Source organism: Streptomyces sp. NPDC053560, assembly GCF_044544605.1.
Taxonomy (GTDB): domain Bacteria; phylum Actinomycetota; class Actinomycetes; order Streptomycetales; family Streptomycetaceae; genus Streptomyces.
Window position 1 is genome coordinate 1 of the sequence record NZ_JBITXI010000017.1, and the last position, 16812, is coordinate 16812.

Below are 16812 nucleotides of genomic sequence, written 5' to 3' on the forward strand. Positions count from 1 at the left end.
GCGCGCGGTGGACTGGGCGCGGCCGGGCGGCCGCCGGGGGGCCGGCCGGCCCCCCCCCCCCGGCGCCGCCCCCCCCCCCCCCCCCCCGGGGCGGGGGGGGGGGGGGGGCCCCCCCCCCCCCCCCCCCACCGGTTTTGTCTCCCCTTTGACCTGCGGAAACGCGTCGGGAATGAAGTGCTCCTTGCAGGTTGTTCAGAGTTCAACTAAATTGAAAGCCGAACGACCGAGGAGGCCGTCATGCCCGCAGTGACCGTTGAGAACCCGCTGACCCTGCCGCGTGTTGCGGCGCCTGCCGACGCCCGGCAGCGCTCGGCGCTCGCCGTATCGACCGCACCCACCGGGTTCGAGGGCGAGGGCTTTCCCGTCCGCCGGGCCTTCGCCGGCATCGACTACAAGCACCTCGACCCGTTCATCATGATGGACCAGATGGGCGAGGTGGAGTACGCGCCCGGCGAGCCCAAGGGCACGCCTTGGCACCCCCACCGCGGCTTCGAGACGGTGACGTACCTGATCGACGGCACCTTCGTGCACCAGGACTCGCACGGGGGCGGCGGCACCATCAACGACGGCGACACCCAGTGGATGACGGCGGGTTCCGGCCTGCTGCACATCGAGGCGCCGCCGGAGTCGCTGGTGATGTCCGGCGGTCTCTTCCACGGCCTCCAGCTGTGGGTGAACCTGCCGAAGAAGGACAAGATGATGCCCCCCCGCTACCAGGACATCGGCGGCGGTCAGGTCAAGCTGCTGACCTCGTCCGACGGCGGTGCGCTGCTGCGGCTGATCGCGGGCGACATCGACGGGCACGAGGGTCCCGGCATCACGCACACGCCGATCACGATGATGCATGTGTCGATCAACCCGGGTGCCGAGCTGACGCTGCCCTGGCGGTCGGACTTCAACGCGCTGGCGTACGGGCTGGCCGGGCGCGGCACGGCGGGCCCCGAAGGCCGTCCGTTCCGCATGGGCCAGTCGGTCGTCTTCGGCGCCGGAGACTCGATCACCATCAAGGCGGACGCGACCCAGGAGTCCCGCAGCCCGAACTTCGAGGTCGTCCTCCTCGGCGGGCAGCCGATCCGCGAGCCGATGATGCACTACGGCCCGTTCGTGATGAACACCCACGCTGAGCTGGCCCAGGCCTTCGAGGACTTCCAGGCGGGCCGCCTCGGCACCATCCCGGCTGCTGCCGGCTGACCCGAACGCACTCCGGCCGGGCCCGGCGTTTCACGTGAAACGCCGGGCCCGGCTCTCTGCTGTGCGGGCCGTGATGCGCCCCCGCGTGGTGGACTGGGCGGGTGCAGAAACGGATGAACAGGGATGAACGGGAAGCTCTGCTTCCCCTCGGTGCGCGCCGGACCGCGGCCTGGTGCGGAGTGGCACTGCTCGTCGCCGCCGTGCTCGCGGTCGCCGTCTGGCTGACCGTGCACCTGAAGGCGGCCGTGACGCCCGTCCTGCTGGCCCTGCTCGGCAGCGCCCTGCTCGAACCGCTCTACCGGCGGCTCGTCGCCATGAGACTCAACCGCTCGCTGGCGTCCGCGCTGACCTGCGCCGCTCTGCTGGTGGTCGTCGGCGGGGCCGGGTACATCGTGGTCTCCGCGCTGATCGACACCGGCGACCAGATCGTGGCGTCGGTCCAGCAGGCGACCAAGGAGCTGAGCAAGTACCTCGGCGCCTCCGGCACCTCGCTCGGGGGCCTGACGGGGAACATCAAGCAGCTGGCGGCGAAGTTCGGCGGCCGGGCCGCCACCGGGCTGCTCTCCGGCATCAGCCTGGTCGGCCAGACCGTGGCCGCCGCCGTGCTGGCGCTGCTGCTGACGTTCTTCTTCCTGCGGGACGCGGACAAGGCGGTCGGCGTGCTGCGGTCCTGGGCGCCGGGCGACTCCGGACCGCAGCTGGAGCGGATGGCGCGCCGCGGCTTCGAGGCCGTGGAGGGCTTCATGCGCGGCACGACCGTCATCGCGCTGATCGACGCCGTGTGCATCACCGTCGGGCTGCTGATCCTGGGGGTGCCGGGCGCGGTCGGGCTGGGCGCCCTGGTCTTCGTCGGCGCGTACATCCCGTACCTGGGCGCGTTCCTCTCCGGTGCCGTGTCGGTGCTGGTGGCGCTGGCCGACCGGGGCTTCGTGATCGCGTTGTGGGCGCTGGGCGTGGTGCTGTTCGTGCAGGTCCTGGAGGGGCACATCCTGCAGCCGCTCATCCAGAGCCGCACCGTCCACATGCACCCGGCCGTCGTGCTGATCGCGATCACCGCGGGCGCGAGCCTGGCGGGCATCCTCGGCATGCTGCTGGCCGTACCGCTGGCGGCCGCGGTGACGGGGATCCTGTCAGAGCTGCACGAGCGCTATGCCGCCGGTTCGGACAACGGCGGGCCGGACAGCGAGGGGCCGCCGTCCGGGGGCTCCTCCGGGGAAACGCCCGCCTGAGCGGCGTCCGCCAGGATGCCACCGCCGTCCCCCGCGTCCTCGTACAGCTCGAACCAGATGGACTTGCCGTCCCCGCGCGGATCCACGCCCCACGCGCCGGCCAGCAGCTCCATCAGGACCAGGCCGCGCCCGGAGGAGGCCAGCTCGCCGGGGCGGCGGCGGTGCGGCAGCTCGTCGCTGCTGTCCGCCACGTCCACCCGAATCCGCCGGGCGCCCCGCGTACCGGAGATCTCGGCGACCAGCAGGGCGTCGCCGTCGGTGTGCAGCAGCACGTTGGTGACCATCTCGGAGACCATCAGGACGGCCGAGTCGACCTGGTCCTCGTCGGCCCAGTCGTGCAGGACGTCGCGGATCTGGCCGCGGGCCTCGGCGATCCGCTCCGGCTCGGCCTGCGCGATGGTCAGGACCGTACGGCGGACGGGCAGCCCGGGCTCCATCCCGCCGGTTCCGATGGCGCAGCTGGCGCTCTCACGGGACAGCAGCAGCATCGCGATGTCGTCCTCGCGGCGGTCCGCCAGCGGCCCGGTGGTGTGGTGCGAGGACGGCCCGTGCACGGCCTGCACCAGGGCGTCCGCGAGCCGCTCCAGCCCGTCCTCGGTGTCCGGGTCCTCGTGGGCCTCCATGACGTCCCGCAGCCGCGTCCAGCCGCTCTCCAGGTCGTGCCCGCCGGTCTCGATGAGCCCGTCCGTGCAGACCAGCATCGTCTCGCCGGGCTCCAGGACGAGCCGGGTGGTCGGGTAGTCCGTGTCCGGGTCGATGCCCAGCGGCATCCCGCCCGCGGTCGGCCGTACCAGCATCGTGCCGTCGGTCATGCGGATGGCGGGGTCGGGGTGGCCGGCCCGCGCGATGTCCAGCAGCCCGGTGGCCGGGTCGACCTCGATGTAGAGGCAGGTCGCGAAGCGCGGGTCCATCCCCTCGGCCTCGGTGTCGTTCAGGCCGGAGAGGAAGCGGGAGGCGCGGGAGAGCACGGCGTCGGGGTGGTGGCCCTCGGAGGCGTAGGCGCGCAGCGCGATCCGCAGCTGGCCCATGAGGCCGGCGGCCCGTACGTCATGGCCCTGTACGTCCCCGATGACCAGCGCGATCCGGCCCGACGGCAGGGTGATCATGTCGTACCAGTCGCCGCCGACCTCCAGGCCGCCGCCGGTGGGCACGTACCGCGCGGCCACCGCCATCCCCGGGATGTCCGGCTGCACCGTCGGCATCATGCTGCGCTGCAGGCCCGTCGTCAGCTCCAGCTGCGACTCCTGGTCCCCGGCGCGGTGCAGGGCCTGCGCGAGCATCCGGGCGACGGTGGTGAGCACGGAGCGCTCGTCGGGGGTGAAGGCGACGCGGTGGCCGAAGGCGGCCATCCAGGCGCCGACCGTCCGGCCCGCGCTGATCAGCGGCAGGAAGGCCCAGGACTGGCGCTCGAAGCGCTCGGCCATCGGCCAGGTGGCGGGGAACCGGCGGCGGTACTCCTCCGGCGTGGGCAGGTAGATCGCCCGCCCGGTCCGTATCACCTCGGCGGCCGGGTAGTCGGTCTGCAGCGGCATGTCGACGAAGGGGCGCTCGGCCCCGGGCTTCTGGCCGTGGTGCCCGATCACCGATATGTGGTCGCCCTTGATGCCGAAGACGGCCAGCCCGTCGGGCATGAACCCGGGCATGGACAGGCCGGCGGCCACCCGCAGCACCTCGGCGGTGGAGCGGGCCTCGGCCAGCGCACGCCCCGCGTCCAGCAGGAACGCCTCGCGGGAGCGGCGCCAGTCGCCGGTGACGGGGGTGCGCGCCGCGGAGGTGCCCGGCTGCGGCTCGGGGACCTCCTGGAGGGTGCCGACCAGCTCGTAGCTGTTGTCCAGCGGGGCGACCCGGGCGCGGCAGCGGACGACGCGCTGTACCTTGCCGTCGTCGCGCATGACGCGGAGCCGGCCCTCGGCGAGGGTTCCCTCGGTCAGCGCGAGGTGGACGACACCGTTGATCTCGGCGAAGTCGACGGCGTGGAAGCGGGAGCGGATGAACGCCTCGCTGAAGTCGGCGGGCTCCTCGGGCAGGCCGAGCAGCCTGGCCGCCTCGGCGTCCAGCGTCACCTTGCCGACTGCGTGGTCCCAGTGCCACAGGCCCGTGCCGATGGCGGCCAGGACGTCCTTGGTGCGCATTGCATCACTTTATGTGGGTTTCACGGAGGCCCACCAGTGAGAAGGACGTGACCCTGGTCCCATGGTGTGCCGACAGGAAGTCCTGCGGTACTCCCCCGGGGGAGTACCGCGAGTTTCTTGACGTGTATATGACAACTCGTGACGAGGGGGCGGAGCGGTAACCTGGAGCGGTTATGCCAATCCTGGGGTGATCATCGGGTGTCGCCCGGGAGCCGACCCGGCCTCCCGCCCCCGTTGCCCCACCACGACTCGCGACGACTTGGATGAGCGATGCATCGGTACCGGTCCCATAACTGCGGCGAGCTCCGGGCCGCGGACGTCGACACGGACGTCCGCCTCAGCGGCTGGCTGCACAATCGACGTGACCTGGGCGGCATCCTCTTCATCGATCTGCGCGACCACTACGGCATCACGCAGCTCGTCGCCCGCCCCGGCACCCCCGCCAACGAAGCGCTCGGCTCCCTGACCAAGGAGACCGTCGTCCGCATCGACGGCAAGGTCAGCGCACGCGGCACGGACAACGTCAACCCCGACCTGCCCACCGGCGAGGTCGAGATCGAGGTCTCCGCGGTCGAGGTGCTCGGCGCCGCCGAGCAGATCCCTTTCACGATCAACGCCGAGGACGGGGTCAACGAGGAGAAGCGCCTGGAGTACCGCTTCCTCGACCTCCGCCGCGAGCGCATGCACCGCAACATCATGCTGCGCACGGCCGTCATCTCCGCCATCCGCCAGAAGATGGTGACGCTCGGCTTCAACGAGATGGCGACGCCGATCCTGTCCGCGACCTCCCCCGAGGGCGCGCGCGACTTCCTGGTCCCCTCGCGCCTGCACGCCGGCCGGTTCTACGCCCTGCCGCAGGCCCCGCAGCAGTTCAAGCAGCTGCTGATGATCGCGGGCTTCGACCGGTACTTCCAGATCGCGCCGTGCTTCCGTGACGAGGACGCCCGCGCGGACCGCTCGCCCGGCGAGTTCTACCAGCTCGACATCGAGATGAGCTTCGTCGAGCAGGAGGACGTCTTCCAGCCCGTCGAGAAGCTGATGACCGAGCTCTTCACCGAGTTCGGCGGCGGCCGCGAGGTCACCTCCCCCTTCCCGCGGATCCCGTTCCGCGAGTCGATGCTGAAGTACGGCAACGACAAGCCGGACCTGCGCGCCAAGCTGGAGCTGGTGGACGTCTCCGACGTCTTCGCGGGCTCGGGCTTCAAGGCGTTCGCCGGCAAGCACGTCCGCGCGCTGGCCGTGCCGGACACCGCCGACCAGCCGCGCAAGTTCTTCGACGGGCTCGGCGACTACGCCGTCGAGCAGGGCGCGAAGGGCCTGGCCTGGGTCCGCGTCGGCGAAGAGAACGCCCTCACCGGCCCCATCGCCAAGTTCCTCACCGAGGATGACGTGAAGGCCCTGGTCAGCAAGCTGGACCTGGCCCCCGGCCACGCCGTCTTCTTCGGCGCGGGCGAGTTCGACGAGGTCTCGAAGATCATGGGCGCGGTCCGCGTCGAGGCCGCGAAGCGCGCCGGCCACTTCGAGGAGGGCGTCTTCCGCTTCTGCTGGATCGTCGACTTCCCGATGTTCGAGAAGGACGAGGACACCGGCAAGATCGAGTTCTCTCACAACCCCTTCTCGATGCCCCAGGGCGGTCTCGAAGCCCTCGAGAACAAGGACCCGCTGGACATCCTGGCCTGGCAGTACGACATCGTCTGCAACGGCGTCGAGCTGTCCTCCGGCGCGATCCGTAACCACGAGCCCGAGGTCATGTACAAGGCCTTCTCGATCGCCGGTTACGACAAGGACACCGTCGAGGCGGAGTTCGGCGGCATGCTCCGCGCGTTCAAGTTCGGCGCCCCGCCGCACGGTGGCATCGCCCCGGGCGTGGACCGCATCGTGATGCTCCTCGCGGACGAGCCGAACATCCGCGAGACCATCGCCTTCCCGCTCAACGGCAACGCCCAGGACCTCCTCATGGGCGCCCCGAGCGAGGTCGAGGAGTCCCGCCTGAAGGAACTCCATCTCTCGATCCGCAAGCCGCAGGTGAAGTAGGCCGCAGGCACGCACCCCGAGGGGCCCGGAACCGTGTGGTTCCGGGCCCCTCGAGCGTGGTCGTTGCTCCTGCTGCTGGGCGCGACGCGCCGCATCGGGAGGGACCTGCCATGGACAGGGCCGCGCTCATCCGGATGTGGCACGACCTCGACGTCCCTGAGGGCCTGCGCGCCGAGCTGCTTGACGGGGAACTGGTTCTGCAACCCGGCCCCGGTTGCTCCCACGACCTGCCGGGGCGCACTTTCGTGCGACACACGCCCGAGCCGTTCGAAGCCTGGAGCGCCCGAGGCGTGCGGGTGGCCGACGACTACCGGCGTCGCGCCGACGCCGTCGTCACCCGAGCCGAGGACCTCCCGGCCGACAACGAGGCCGACTGGCCCGCGCAGATCATCCAGGCCGTCATCGAGACCGTGTCCACGACCCGTACGGCCATCCGGCGCGACTGGGAGGACAAGCGCGAGCGGTACGCCGAGGCGGGCATCCCCGTCCACCTGATCGTCGACCCGAACGACGCAACCTGGCACCTGCTCCAGATGGACGGCCGGCACTACGTGGAGACCGCCAAGGGCATCTTCGGCCAGGAGATCCCCATGCCGGAACCCATGGGCTCCACGGTGCGGACGGCGGGCTGGCATCCGTACGGCGGAACGTCCGCCCAGCGACATGGCGGAGGGGCCCCCCCCCCCGGGGGGGGGGCCCCCCCCCCCGGGGGGCCCGGCCCCCTCCGCCATGTCGTGGGGCCTACTCCTCGCCGCCGAAGCGATCGCGGTAGGTGGTCAGGTCGTCTTCGGTGATCTTGGCGAAGAGGACCGGGGGGACGGTGAAGGACGTGCCCGCCGGGACGGAGGAGAGGGACTTCGCCTCGTCCTGTGTGACCCACAGGGCCGTGTCGTCGGCGAGGTCGAACGCGCCGCGCATCGCCTTCGCCGACGCCGGGATGAAGGGCTCGGAGACCACCGAGTACAGGTGGATGAGGTTCATCGCCGTACGCAGCGTCAGCGCGGCCGCGTCCTTGTCGGTCTTGATCTCCAGCCAGGGGGCCTTCTCCTCCAGGTAGGAGTTGCCCGCGCTCCACAGGGCACGCAGCGAAGCGGCGGCCTTGCGGAACTGGAGGGCCTCCATGTGGCCCTCGTACTCGGCCAGCAGCTCGGCGATCTGCTCGCCCAGCTTCACCTCGGCCTCGCCGGCCTCGGCACCCGCCGGGACCTCGTCACCGAAGCGCTTCCGCGAGAAGGACAGCACGCGGTTGACGAAGTTGCCGAGGGTGTCGGCCAGGTCCTTGTTGACCGAGGAGGAGAACAGCTCCCAGGTGAAGGACGTGTCGTCGGACTCCGGCGCGTTCGCGATCAGGAAGTAGCGCCAGTAGTCGGCGGGCAGCAGCTCCAGCGCCGCGTCGGTGAAGATGCCGCGCCGCTGCGAGGTGGAGAACTTGCCGCCGTAGTAGTTCAGCCAGTTGAAGGCCTTGAGGAAGTCGACCTTCTTCCACGGCTCGCGGGTGCCCAGCTGCGTGGCCGGGAACATCACGCTGTGGAACGGGACGTTGTCCTTCGCCATGAATTCCGTGTACCGGACGTCGTCGGCCTCGTACCACCACGACTTCCAGTCGCGGGTCTCGCCGTCGGCGGCCGCGTCCGCCCACTCCTTCGTCGAGCCGATGTACTCGATCGGGGCGTCGAACCAGACGTAGAAGACCTTGCCCTCGGCGGCGAGGTCCGGCCAGACGTCGGCCGGCACCGGCACGCCCCAGTCCAGGTCGCGGGTGATCGCGCGGTCGTGCAGGCCCTCGGTCAGCCACTTGCGGGCGATCGAGGAGGCCAGCGTCGGCCACTCCTCACCGGTCTCGTCGATGAACTTCTCGACCTCGCCCTGGAGCTTGGACTGCAGCAGGAAGAGGTGCTTGGTCTCGCGCACCTCCAGGTCGCTGCTGCCGCTGATCGCCGAGCGGGCGTCGATCAGGTCGGTCGGGTCCAGCACGCGGGTGCAGTTCTCGCACTGGTCGCCGCGGGCCTTGTCGTAGCCGCAGTGCGGGCACGTGCCGACGATGTAGCGGTCGGGCAGGAAGCGCTCGTCGGCCTTCGAGTAGACCTGGCGGATCGCCCGCTCCTCGATGAAGCCGTTCTCGTGCAGCTTGCGCGCGAAGTGCTGCGTCAGCTCGACGTTCTGCTGCGAGGAGCTGCGGCCGAAGTGGTCGAAGGCCAGCCCGAAGCCCTCGTAGATCGCCTTCTGCGCGTCGTGCTGCTCGGCGCAGAACGCGTCGACGGACTGGCCGGCGTCCTTCGCGGCCAGCTCGGCGGGGGTGCCGTGCTCATCGGTCGCGCAGATGTACAGCACGTCGTGCCCGCGCTGGCGCATATAGCGGGAGTACACGTCGGCCGGGAGCATGGACCCCACCATGTTGCCCAGGTGCTTGATCCCGTTGATGTACGGAAGGGCGCTGGTGATGAGGTGTCGAGCCATTGCCGGCTGCTCCCAAGTCGCTACGGTGAGTGATTTTTTGCACTACGGAACGCCAATATCGTACTCGCCCGACCGGGTGCCACCGCGCCCCCTTTTACCGGCTGGGACGGCCGCACGCATGGTGCGCGGACGACCGGGGATGCTGTGAGAAGGAGGGGTCAGGGGGAGGGGCGGGCCATGGGAGAGCAACAGAGATGGGTCTCGTCGAGCTACAGCTGTGACACGGACGCGACCTGCGTGGAAGTGGCGATCGCGGCGGGACGGGTGCACGTGCGGGATTCGCGGCAGGGCGGGGACGAGGACGCGCCCCGGCTGACGTTCTCCGTCGCGGCGTGGACGCTGTTCCTCGCGCATACGACGGCGGACTGAGCGTAGACGGAAGTGGGCCGGTCCAGCGGAGTGCCGGTGCAGCGGAACGGCCCGGCCGCCCCGTGAGGGGCCGCCGGGCCGTGTCGGTTCCGCGTCGCTGCGGGTCAGCTGCCCTGCTGCCGGTCAGTTGTCCAGCTGCCGGTCACTTGTCCTTGAGCACGCCCGCGGCGCGCGCGTCGGCGAGCCACTCCGGGAACTCGATCATCAGCTGCGCGTAGAGGTCGGCGTCGGCCAGGGCACGCGGGTCGCGGCCGGCGTGGAAGAAGCCGGCGTTGTCGACCTTGCGCTTCTCCGGCACGGCGAGGTCGTCCAGCTTGCGCAGGAAGTCGAAGCCCTTGGCCTCGGGGTCGCCGAAGCCGACGAACTGCCAGAAGATCGGCAGCTTGGCCGCCTCGCACAGCGCCTTCTCGGCGGCGGGCTTGGAGGTGGGGGCGCCGTCGGTCTGGAAGATCACGAACGCCGGGGCGGTCGACTTCGACTTCTTGTAGTGGTCGATGACGGCCTTGATCGCCCAGTGGTAGTTGGTCCGGCCCATGTGGCCGAGGCCCGCGTGCAGCTCCTCGATCCGGCCCTCGTACGAGGTCAGGTCGATGTCGGCGGTGCCGTCGATGTCGGTGGAGAAGAAGACGACGGGCACGGTGCCGTCGTCGTCCAGGTTCGCGGAGAGGCCGAGGGCCTGCTCGGCGAGGTGCTGGACGGTGCCGTCCTTGTAGTAGTTGCGCATCGAGCCGGAGCGGTCGAGCACGAGGTAGACGGCGGCGCGCTGGGTGCCGAGGCCCTGCTTCGCCAGCGCCGCACCGGCGTCCTTGTACAGGCTGACCAGGCCGGGCGCGACCTCCTCGACCTTGCTGAGGGAGATCGCGGCACCGCTCCCGCCGTCCGCCGGGGCGGCGGCGACGGGCTTGGGCTCGGGGGCGGGGGCAGGCTCGGCGGGGGCCTCGACCGGTGCCTCGGTACGGGCGGCGGGGATGCTGGCGGCGGGCGTTACGGCCTCGGGCTCGGGCGCGACCTCGGCCGCGGGCTCCGGCTCGGCCTCGGGCTCAGCCTGGACCTTGGCCGCTGCCTCGGCCTCGGACTTCGTCTCGGGCTCGGCCGCGGCGGCCACCGGCTCGGCCTCGGGCTCCGCGGCCGGCTCGGCAGCCGCGGGCTCGCTCACGGCCTCGGGCTTGGCCTCGGCCTCCGGCTCGGTCACGGCCTTGGTCTCGGGCGCGGCCTCGACAGGCGCGGCCTCGGCCTTGGCGTCAGCAGCCTCAGCAGTCGCAGCAGCCTCCGCGACCGCGGCCTCCGCCGCCTCGGGCTCGGCGACCGCGGCCTCCGCGACCGCGGCCTCCGCCGCCTCGGGCTCGGCGACCGCAGCCTCCGCTACCTCGGACTCGGCGTCCGCGGCCTTCGCGGTCTCCGACTTCGACTCCGGCTCCGGCGTCGGCTCCGGCTTCCGCTCCGCCTTCTGCGGCGACGGGCGGTCGAAGGCCTGCCGTACCAGTTCGGAGACGTCGGGCACGTCCGAGGCGGCGGGCCCGGGGGCCGGCTCCGTGGTGGTGGGCGCGGCCGAGCCGGCCACCACCGCGGCGCCCGCGGCGGGTGCGGTCTCCGCGTACACCTCTGTACGGGCCGGCTCCTGCTCCGTGCGGGCCGCCGGTACCTCGGTCTCGGCGACAGGCGCGGCCGGCGCCGCCTCCCTCGCGGGGGCCGACTCCTCGCGGGCCTCCGGAATGGCCGCCGCGTCGGTGGCCTCCGTCGCCGCGGGGGCATTCGGTTCGTTACGGGCCGCCTTGGAGCGACCGAAAGCGTTGCGCAGCAGACTCCGAATGCCCATCGGCGTACCTCTCGTGCGTGTGGTGTCGTGCATGTGTGGGTGCGGCGAATGTCCGAAAAACGAGGCGCGTTCCTGACCTGGACGGACACCAAAGGGTAGCGGCCTGTCCCTATCGCATCGTGGGACCCCGCGCGTCGTGCTGCGGCACGAGCCGAAGCCGCCCGGATTCACCGTCAGTTCATCTTTTTGTCGCCGCGTGTCGGACCCGTGCCCATACCGTCGCGGCTGATCACACGAATCATCGTCATACCGGCCGACAGGCCTACGGACCGGCACACCGGCCGTACCAGGGAAGGAACACCGTGCGCAAGCTGCTGCCGTTGATCGGCTCGCATCCCGGCGGCCGTTCGGCCATGACCTGCCGCTACCGCTGCGGCGACGCCTGCTTCCACGAGGCGCCCAACACCAGTGGCAATGCGTACGTCGGTGACGTGATCGCAGGTGCGCTCTCCCGCCGGTCCGTGCTGCGCGCGAGCGCCGTCGTCACGGCCGCCGCGGCCACCGGTGCCGCACTCGCCGGCCCGGGCGCCGCCCCCGCCACCGCGGCGGAGTCCGGCGCCGCGTCCGGCACGGCGGCCGGCGCCATCCGTCATGCCCGCCGCCCCGCCCGCGGCCTGCGCTTCGCGCCCGTCGCGCCCAACACCGCCGACTCCGTGACCGTCCCGGCCGGTCATGAGCAGAACATCGTGATCCGCTGGGGCGATCCGGTGCTGCGCGGGGCCCCGGCGTTCGACGCGGACCGGCAGTCCGCGAAGGCGCAGGCCGGTCAGTTCGGTTACAACAACGACTACATGGCCGTGCTGGACCTGCCGGGCGAGCGGGACCGGCAACTGCTGGTGATCAACCACGAGTACACCGACGAGGCCCTGATGTTCGCCGGGTACGACGCGGACAACCCCACACGCGAACAGGCGGAGATCGGCCTCCAGGCGCACGGCCTGACGGTGCTCGTCGCGCAGGAGGAGCGGCGCAGCGGCCGGCTCACCGCGGTACGCCGTCACCACCTCAACCGCCGGATCACCGGCACCACGCCGTTCGAGGTGACCGGCCCGGCGGCCGGCAGCGACCTGCTGAAGACCTCCGCCGACCCCGAGGGCACCCGCATTCTCGGCACGCTCAACAACTGCGGCGGCGGCATCACCCCGTGGGGCACGGTGCTGTCCGGCGAGGAGAACTTCAACCAGTACTTCGCCAACGGCGACGCGGCCGGCGACGCGAAGACCGCGGAGCGGCTGAAGCGGTACGGCATCAAGGGCGCGGCCAGCGAGCGCAAGTGGGAGCGGTTCGACCGGCGCTTCGACGTGGCGAAGGAGCCGAACGAGACCAACCGCTTCGGGTGGGTCGTGGAGATCGACCCGTTCGACCCCGACTCCACCCCGCGCAAGCTCACCGCGCTCGGCCGCTTCAAGCACGAGGCCGCCGAGCCGCGGCTGACCCCGGACGGCCGACCGGTGCTCTACATGGGTGATGACGAAAAGTTCGACTACTTCTACAAGTTCGTCTCCGCCAAGCGGATGAAGCGCGGCAACAGCGCGGCGGCCCGCGAGCACAACCGCACGCTGCTGGACGAGGGAACGCTGTACGTCGCGAAGTTCACCGGTGACAGCCCGGCAGCCGGGATCGACGGATCGGGGAAGCTGCCGGAGGACGGCGAGTTCGACGGCCACGGCGAGTGGATCCCGCTGGCCACCGGCACCACCTCGCACGTGCCCGGCATGACCGCGGAGGAGGTCTACGTCTTCACCCGGATGGCCGCCGACAAGGTGGGTGCCACGAAGATGGACCGTCCCGAGGATGTCGAGCCCAGCCCCCGTACGGGCAAGGTCTACGTGGCGCTGACCAACAACAGCGACCGGGGCAAGGACGGCAAGGCCGCCGCCGACGAGGCCAACCCGCGCAACGGCAACAAGCACGGCCAGATCCTGGAGCTGACCGAGCACCGCAACGACCCGGCGGCCGGACGTTTCACGTGGAACCTCTTCCTGGTCTGCGGCGACCCCGAGGACCCGTCGACGTACTTCGGCGGCTTCCCCAAGGACCAGGTCAGCCCGATCTCCTGCCCCGACAACATCACCTTCGATGTGCACGGCAACCTGTGGATCTCCACCGACGGCAACGCCCTGGCCAGCCACGACGGCCTCTTCGGCGTGGCCACCACCGGCTCCCGGCGCGGGCAGGTACGGCAGTTCCTGACCGTGCCGACCGGCGCGGAGACCTGCGGGCCGATCGTGCAGGAGCGCCGGGTGCTGGTCGCGGTGCAGCACCCGGGCGAGGTGGACGGCGCGAGCGTGGAGCAGCCGGCGTCGCACTGGCCGGACGGCCCGGGCGAGCTGGTCCGCCCGTCGGTGATCAGCGTCTGGCGCAAGGACGGCGACGACATCGGCGTCTGAGACGTACAGCGGGCCGGGCGTTCGCCTTCGCGGCGTACGCCCGGCCCGCCGCGTCGTGTGCCGTGCCTCACTCCTCCGGCAGTCGCTTCGCGGCGGCGCTCACCGAGCGGGCCCGCCAGCCGTCATCGGACCAGGGATCGGCCGCCTCCAGGCGTTCCGGGGTGGTCCGCAGCGTCCAGCGCTGTGCGGTCAGGCCGGGGTCGTCGAGTTCGTCGCGGGCGAGGGGCATGGCCACCGGCGCGCCCGGCTTGGCACGCACGCTGTAGGGCGCGACGGCGGTCTGGGCGTAGGCGTTGCGCTGTACGTCGAGGTAGATACGGCCCCGGCCGCCCTTCGTAGGGCGGTCGGCCTTGCGCTGCTCGGTGGTGAGCCGGTCCGGGTGGCGGTCGGCGAGCAGTCCGGCGGCGCGGTGCGCGAAGTCCCGCACCGTGTCGTAGTCGTGCTTGGCGTCCAGCGGCGCGATGACGTGCAGGCCGCGCGAGCCGGTGGTCATCAGCCGTACGGGCAGCCCGACCTCGTCCCACAGTTCGCAGACCCGGGCGGCCGCCCACCGCACGTCCTCGAAGTCCGCGCCCTCCGAAGGGTCGAGGTCGAAGATCAGCAGGTCGGGGTCGTCGGGGGTGTCCTCCCGGGAGAGCCAGCGGTGCTGGGTGAGCGAGGCCTGTCCGGCGAGGTAGACGAGGGTGGCGGCCTCGTCGCAGACGACGTGTGTGACCTTGCCGCCGGCCTTCTCCTGCACGGAGGTGCGGATCCAGTCGGGAAAGTAGTCCGGCGCGTTCTTCTGCATCAGGGGGCGGCCGCCGATGCCGTCCGGGTGGCGCTCCATCATCAGCGGGCGGCCGCGCAGGTGCGGCAGTGCGCGCGGGGCGACGGCCCGGTAGTGCTCGGCCACGTCCAGCTTCGTGAGGCCGTCGTCGGGGAAGAGCACTTTGTCGGGGCGGGTGATCGCGACAGTACGCCGGCCCGCCCGTACGGTCTCCTCGGCCTTCTTGTCGCCCTTCATAAGGGGGAGGGGTAACCGCGCCGGCCGTGTGCCAAACCCGCCGCCACGCTGCCCGGACCGCCGCCGGGGACGGCCGTACGAGTTGCTTCCGGGCCACGGCCGTTCGCCTGCCGTGCGGGGCGGTACCGGCGTGCTTACGATCCTTGGCGGCAGGGGCCGGACAGGGGCCGGGTACGGAGAAGTGGAAGGGACGCCGCGATGAGAGCCGTAGCAGTCAGCGCCTTCGGGGCCGAGCCCGAGCTGATGGACCTGCCGCAGCCCGAGCCGGGGCCCGGCGAGGTGCTGGTCGCGATGGCGGTCGCGGGCCTGAACCCGGTCGACTGGAAGATCGCCGACGGCATGCTCAAGGATGCGGCGACGCACACCTTCCCGCTGGTCCTGGGGGCCGACGGGGCGGGCGAGGTGGTCGCGGTCGGGCCCGGCGTGCGCCGCTGCACGGTCGGTGACCAGGTGTTCGGGCAGTTCCAGCTGGTGGGCAGGGGCGGCGGTTCGTACGCGGACTACGCCGTGGCGGCGGAGGACGCCGTCGCGCCCGCGCCCCGGAACGTCACGTACGCCACGTCGGCCGCGGTGCCGACGGCCGGCACGAGCGCGTACAACCTCGTCGAGGAGACCCGGGTCGTGGAGGGCAAGCGGGTGCTGGTGGTCGGCGCGACCGGCGGTGTCGGCACCTTCGTCACGCAACTGGCCGCGCAGCGCGGCGCCGAGGTGATCGCCACCGCACGGGCGGGCAGCGCGGAGCTGATGGGACAGTTCGGCGCGGCGGCCACGGTGGACCACACCCAGGGGCCGGTGGCCGAGCAGGTGCGGGCCGCCCACCCGGACGGCGTGGACATCCTGATCGACCTGGTCAGCGGGGTGGAGGCGTTCGCGGAGATGACAGGTGTCGTACGGGACGGGGGCACGGTCGTGTCCACGGTCGGCGCGGCCGACACAGACATGCTCATCGAGCACAACCTGCGCGGCTTCAACTTTCTCAACCGGCCCTCGCCGCAGCTGCTGTCGATCCTCGCCGATCAGCTCGACGCCGGCCGGCTCACCGTGCTGATCACCAGTGAGGTGCAGCTGGAGGACGCCCCGGCGGCCCTCGCCCGCAGCCGCAGCGGCCGGGCGCAGGGCAAGACGGTCATCGGGCTCTGAGCTCCCGGCGGGCCCGCAGCCGTCCCGCGAGGACGCCGGGCAGCCAGGCCGCCAGGGCGGCGACGAGCCCCGCCGCGCCCAGCAGCAGGCCACCGGTCCGGGCGCTCGCCGTGAGCGTGTCGAAGACCGCGGCGCCCGTCGCCGGGGGCACCGACTGCGGCAGCATGTCCAGGGCGTAGCCGCGGGCGACGGCGACCACGGCGAGCAGCAGCGCGCCGCCCACGGCACAGCCCAGGCCGGTACCGATCAGCGCCCGGCGGCGGCGCGGCGCCACCAGCAGCCCGGCCACCAGGCACAGACCGGCGGCGAAGGGCAGCAGCCGGCCGAGCGTACGGACCGCCGCGTACGGGCCGCGCACCTCGGCCACCTCGTCGGACCGCAGCAGCGTGAGCGTGGTACCGGAGATATGGACCCGCTGGATCAGCCGGGCGCCGGCCGGCACGGTGTGCACGAGGCGGGCCCGGGCACGGTCGACGACGGGCTGGAGATCGAGCTCCACCGTCCGCTCACCGGACGAGGAGAGCGCGGTGACGAGGGAGGCGTGGGTGGTGCCGTTGACGCGGTTCCACAGGGCGGGGAAGTCGTGCGAGGTGACCACACCGCGGATCTGGGTGGCCACGAAGTCCCGGACTCCGTGGGTGAACCGCTCGCGCACCGCGGGGCGTTGTGCCGGTGGCACGGCGTCCACCAGCGGCGACAGGTCCACCCGGCGCATCACACCGTCGGTGATCGCGGTGACCATGTTCCGCTGGACGGCGGGGTCGCGGGAGAGCGGAGCGGTGGTGGCGGTGTAGCGGGCGGTGTCGGTCAGTTCGGTACGTGCCCAGCCGGCGGCGAGGGCCGGCGGTGCCAGCAGACAGCCGAGGACCAGCAGCACGAGGGCCATAGCGGCACGAGGCCGGTGGCGGGGCGGTGGTCCGAGGACGGTCGGAGCGCCGGTGCGGGCCGGTGCGCTCGCTGCCATGTCTCCTCCGTTTCACGTGAAACCGGCACCTCCCGGGCGCGCCAGGGGCGCCCGTTCTCCCGCAAGTGTGCCGTGCCCCGTCCGGCC

Annotated in this window: 12 protein-coding genes; 7 read left to right on the forward strand and 5 right to left on the reverse strand. The window is 71.8% G+C overall.

Annotated features, from left to right (window positions below):
* Positions 1–237 precede the first annotated feature (237 nt).
* Entirely contained in the window at positions 238–1191 is a 954-nt protein-coding gene (locus tag ACIGQF_RS33030) for a pirin family protein (RefSeq protein WP_399718065.1), read from the forward strand.
* 113 nt (positions 1192–1304) lie between these two features.
* Positions 1305–2420 carry an AI-2E family transporter gene (locus ACIGQF_RS33035; protein WP_399718068.1) on the forward strand — a complete coding sequence of 372 codons (1116 nt, stop codon included), beginning with the start codon at positions 1305–1307 and terminating at the stop codon, positions 2418–2420.
* Here the strand turns inward: ACIGQF_RS33035 and ACIGQF_RS33040 are convergent.
* Positions 2339–4552, reverse strand: coding sequence for a SpoIIE family protein phosphatase (locus ACIGQF_RS33040; RefSeq protein WP_399718071.1), 2214 nt, complete (start codon positions 4550–4552; stop codon positions 2339–2341). The genes ACIGQF_RS33035 and ACIGQF_RS33040 overlap by 82 nt on opposite strands.
* 270 nt (positions 4553–4822) lie before the next feature.
* On the opposite strand from ACIGQF_RS33040, the gene aspS reads away from it, so the two are divergent.
* Positions 4823–6586, forward strand: a complete 1764-nt coding sequence (aspS, locus tag ACIGQF_RS33045) for an aspartate--tRNA ligase (protein ID WP_399718073.1) — start codon at positions 4823–4825, stop codon at positions 6584–6586.
* A gap of 110 nt (positions 6587–6696) precedes the next feature.
* Positions 6697–7380, forward strand: coding sequence for a Uma2 family endonuclease (locus ACIGQF_RS33050; protein WP_399718076.1), 684 nt, complete (start codon positions 6697–6699; stop codon positions 7378–7380).
* Here the strand turns inward: ACIGQF_RS33050 and metG are convergent.
* On the reverse strand, positions 7328–9043 hold the full coding sequence (gene metG / locus ACIGQF_RS33055) for a methionine--tRNA ligase (RefSeq protein ID WP_399718079.1): 1716 nt from the start codon (positions 9041–9043) through the stop codon (positions 7328–7330). The genes ACIGQF_RS33050 and metG overlap by 53 nt on opposite strands.
* Positions 9044–9220: 177 nt before the next feature.
* Here metG and ACIGQF_RS33060 point away from each other — a divergent pair, with 177 nt between their 5' ends.
* Positions 9221–9412: a DUF397 domain-containing protein gene (locus ACIGQF_RS33060; RefSeq protein ID WP_399718083.1), complete on the forward strand. Its 192-nt coding sequence runs from the start codon at positions 9221–9223 to the stop codon at positions 9410–9412.
* Positions 9413–9554: 142 nt separating this feature from the next.
* Here ACIGQF_RS33060 and ACIGQF_RS33065 read toward each other — a convergent pair whose 3' ends face one another.
* Positions 9555–11228 (reverse strand): vWA domain-containing protein, encoded by a 1674-nt coding sequence (locus tag ACIGQF_RS33065; RefSeq protein WP_399718086.1) that lies wholly within the window; start codon positions 11226–11228, stop codon positions 9555–9557.
* A 302-nt stretch (positions 11229–11530) separates the two neighbouring features.
* Between ACIGQF_RS33065 and ACIGQF_RS33070 the strand changes: the two genes are divergently transcribed.
* Positions 11531–13618 carry a PhoX family protein gene (locus ACIGQF_RS33070; RefSeq protein WP_399718089.1) on the forward strand — a complete coding sequence of 696 codons (2088 nt, stop codon included), beginning with the start codon at positions 11531–11533 and terminating at the stop codon, positions 13616–13618.
* A gap of 67 nt (positions 13619–13685) precedes the next feature.
* Here ACIGQF_RS33070 and ligD read toward each other — a convergent pair whose 3' ends face one another.
* A complete protein-coding gene (ligD, locus tag ACIGQF_RS33075; protein WP_399718092.1) occupies positions 13686–14621 on the reverse strand; it encodes a non-homologous end-joining DNA ligase in 936 nt (311 codons plus the stop codon).
* Positions 14622–14819: 198 nt separating this feature from the next.
* On the opposite strand from ligD, the gene ACIGQF_RS33080 reads away from it, so the two are divergent.
* Positions 14820–15761, forward strand: coding sequence for an NADP-dependent oxidoreductase (locus ACIGQF_RS33080; RefSeq protein ID WP_399718095.1), 942 nt, complete (start codon positions 14820–14822; stop codon positions 15759–15761).
* Here the strand turns inward: ACIGQF_RS33080 and ACIGQF_RS33085 are convergent.
* Entirely contained in the window at positions 15748–16725 is a 978-nt protein-coding gene (locus tag ACIGQF_RS33085; protein ID WP_399718098.1) for a hypothetical protein, read from the reverse strand. The genes ACIGQF_RS33080 and ACIGQF_RS33085 overlap by 14 nt on opposite strands.
* Positions 16726–16812 lie beyond the last annotated feature (87 nt).

Excerpts from the sequence above, each read along its gene's own strand:
- ACIGQF_RS33030 (WP_399718065.1), top strand. The coding sequence starts at position 238 with ATGCCCGCAGTGACCGTTGAGAACCCGCTGACCCTGCCGCGTGTTGCG.
- ACIGQF_RS33035 (WP_399718068.1), top strand. The coding sequence starts at position 1,305 with ATGAACAGGGATGAACGGGAAGCTCTGCTTCCCCTCGGTGCGCGCCGG.
- ACIGQF_RS33040 (WP_399718071.1), bottom strand. The coding sequence starts at position 4,552 with ATGCGCACCAAGGACGTCCTGGCCGCCATCGGCACGGGCCTGTGGCAC.
- aspS (WP_399718073.1), top strand. The coding sequence starts at position 4,823 with ATGCATCGGTACCGGTCCCATAACTGCGGCGAGCTCCGGGCCGCGGAC.
- ACIGQF_RS33050 (WP_399718076.1), top strand. The coding sequence starts at position 6,697 with ATGGACAGGGCCGCGCTCATCCGGATGTGGCACGACCTCGACGTCCCT.
- metG (WP_399718079.1), bottom strand. The coding sequence starts at position 9,043 with ATGGCTCGACACCTCATCACCAGCGCCCTTCCGTACATCAACGGGATC.
- ACIGQF_RS33060 (WP_399718083.1), top strand. The coding sequence starts at position 9,221 with ATGGGAGAGCAACAGAGATGGGTCTCGTCGAGCTACAGCTGTGACACG.
- ACIGQF_RS33065 (WP_399718086.1), bottom strand. The coding sequence starts at position 11,228 with ATGGGCATTCGGAGTCTGCTGCGCAACGCTTTCGGTCGCTCCAAGGCG.
- ligD (WP_399718092.1), bottom strand. The coding sequence starts at position 14,621 with ATGAAGGGCGACAAGAAGGCCGAGGAGACCGTACGGGCGGGCCGGCGT.
- ACIGQF_RS33080 (WP_399718095.1), top strand. The coding sequence starts at position 14,820 with ATGAGAGCCGTAGCAGTCAGCGCCTTCGGGGCCGAGCCCGAGCTGATG.
- ACIGQF_RS33085 (WP_399718098.1), bottom strand. The coding sequence starts at position 16,725 with ATGGCAGCGAGCGCACCGGCCCGCACCGGCGCTCCGACCGTCCTCGGA.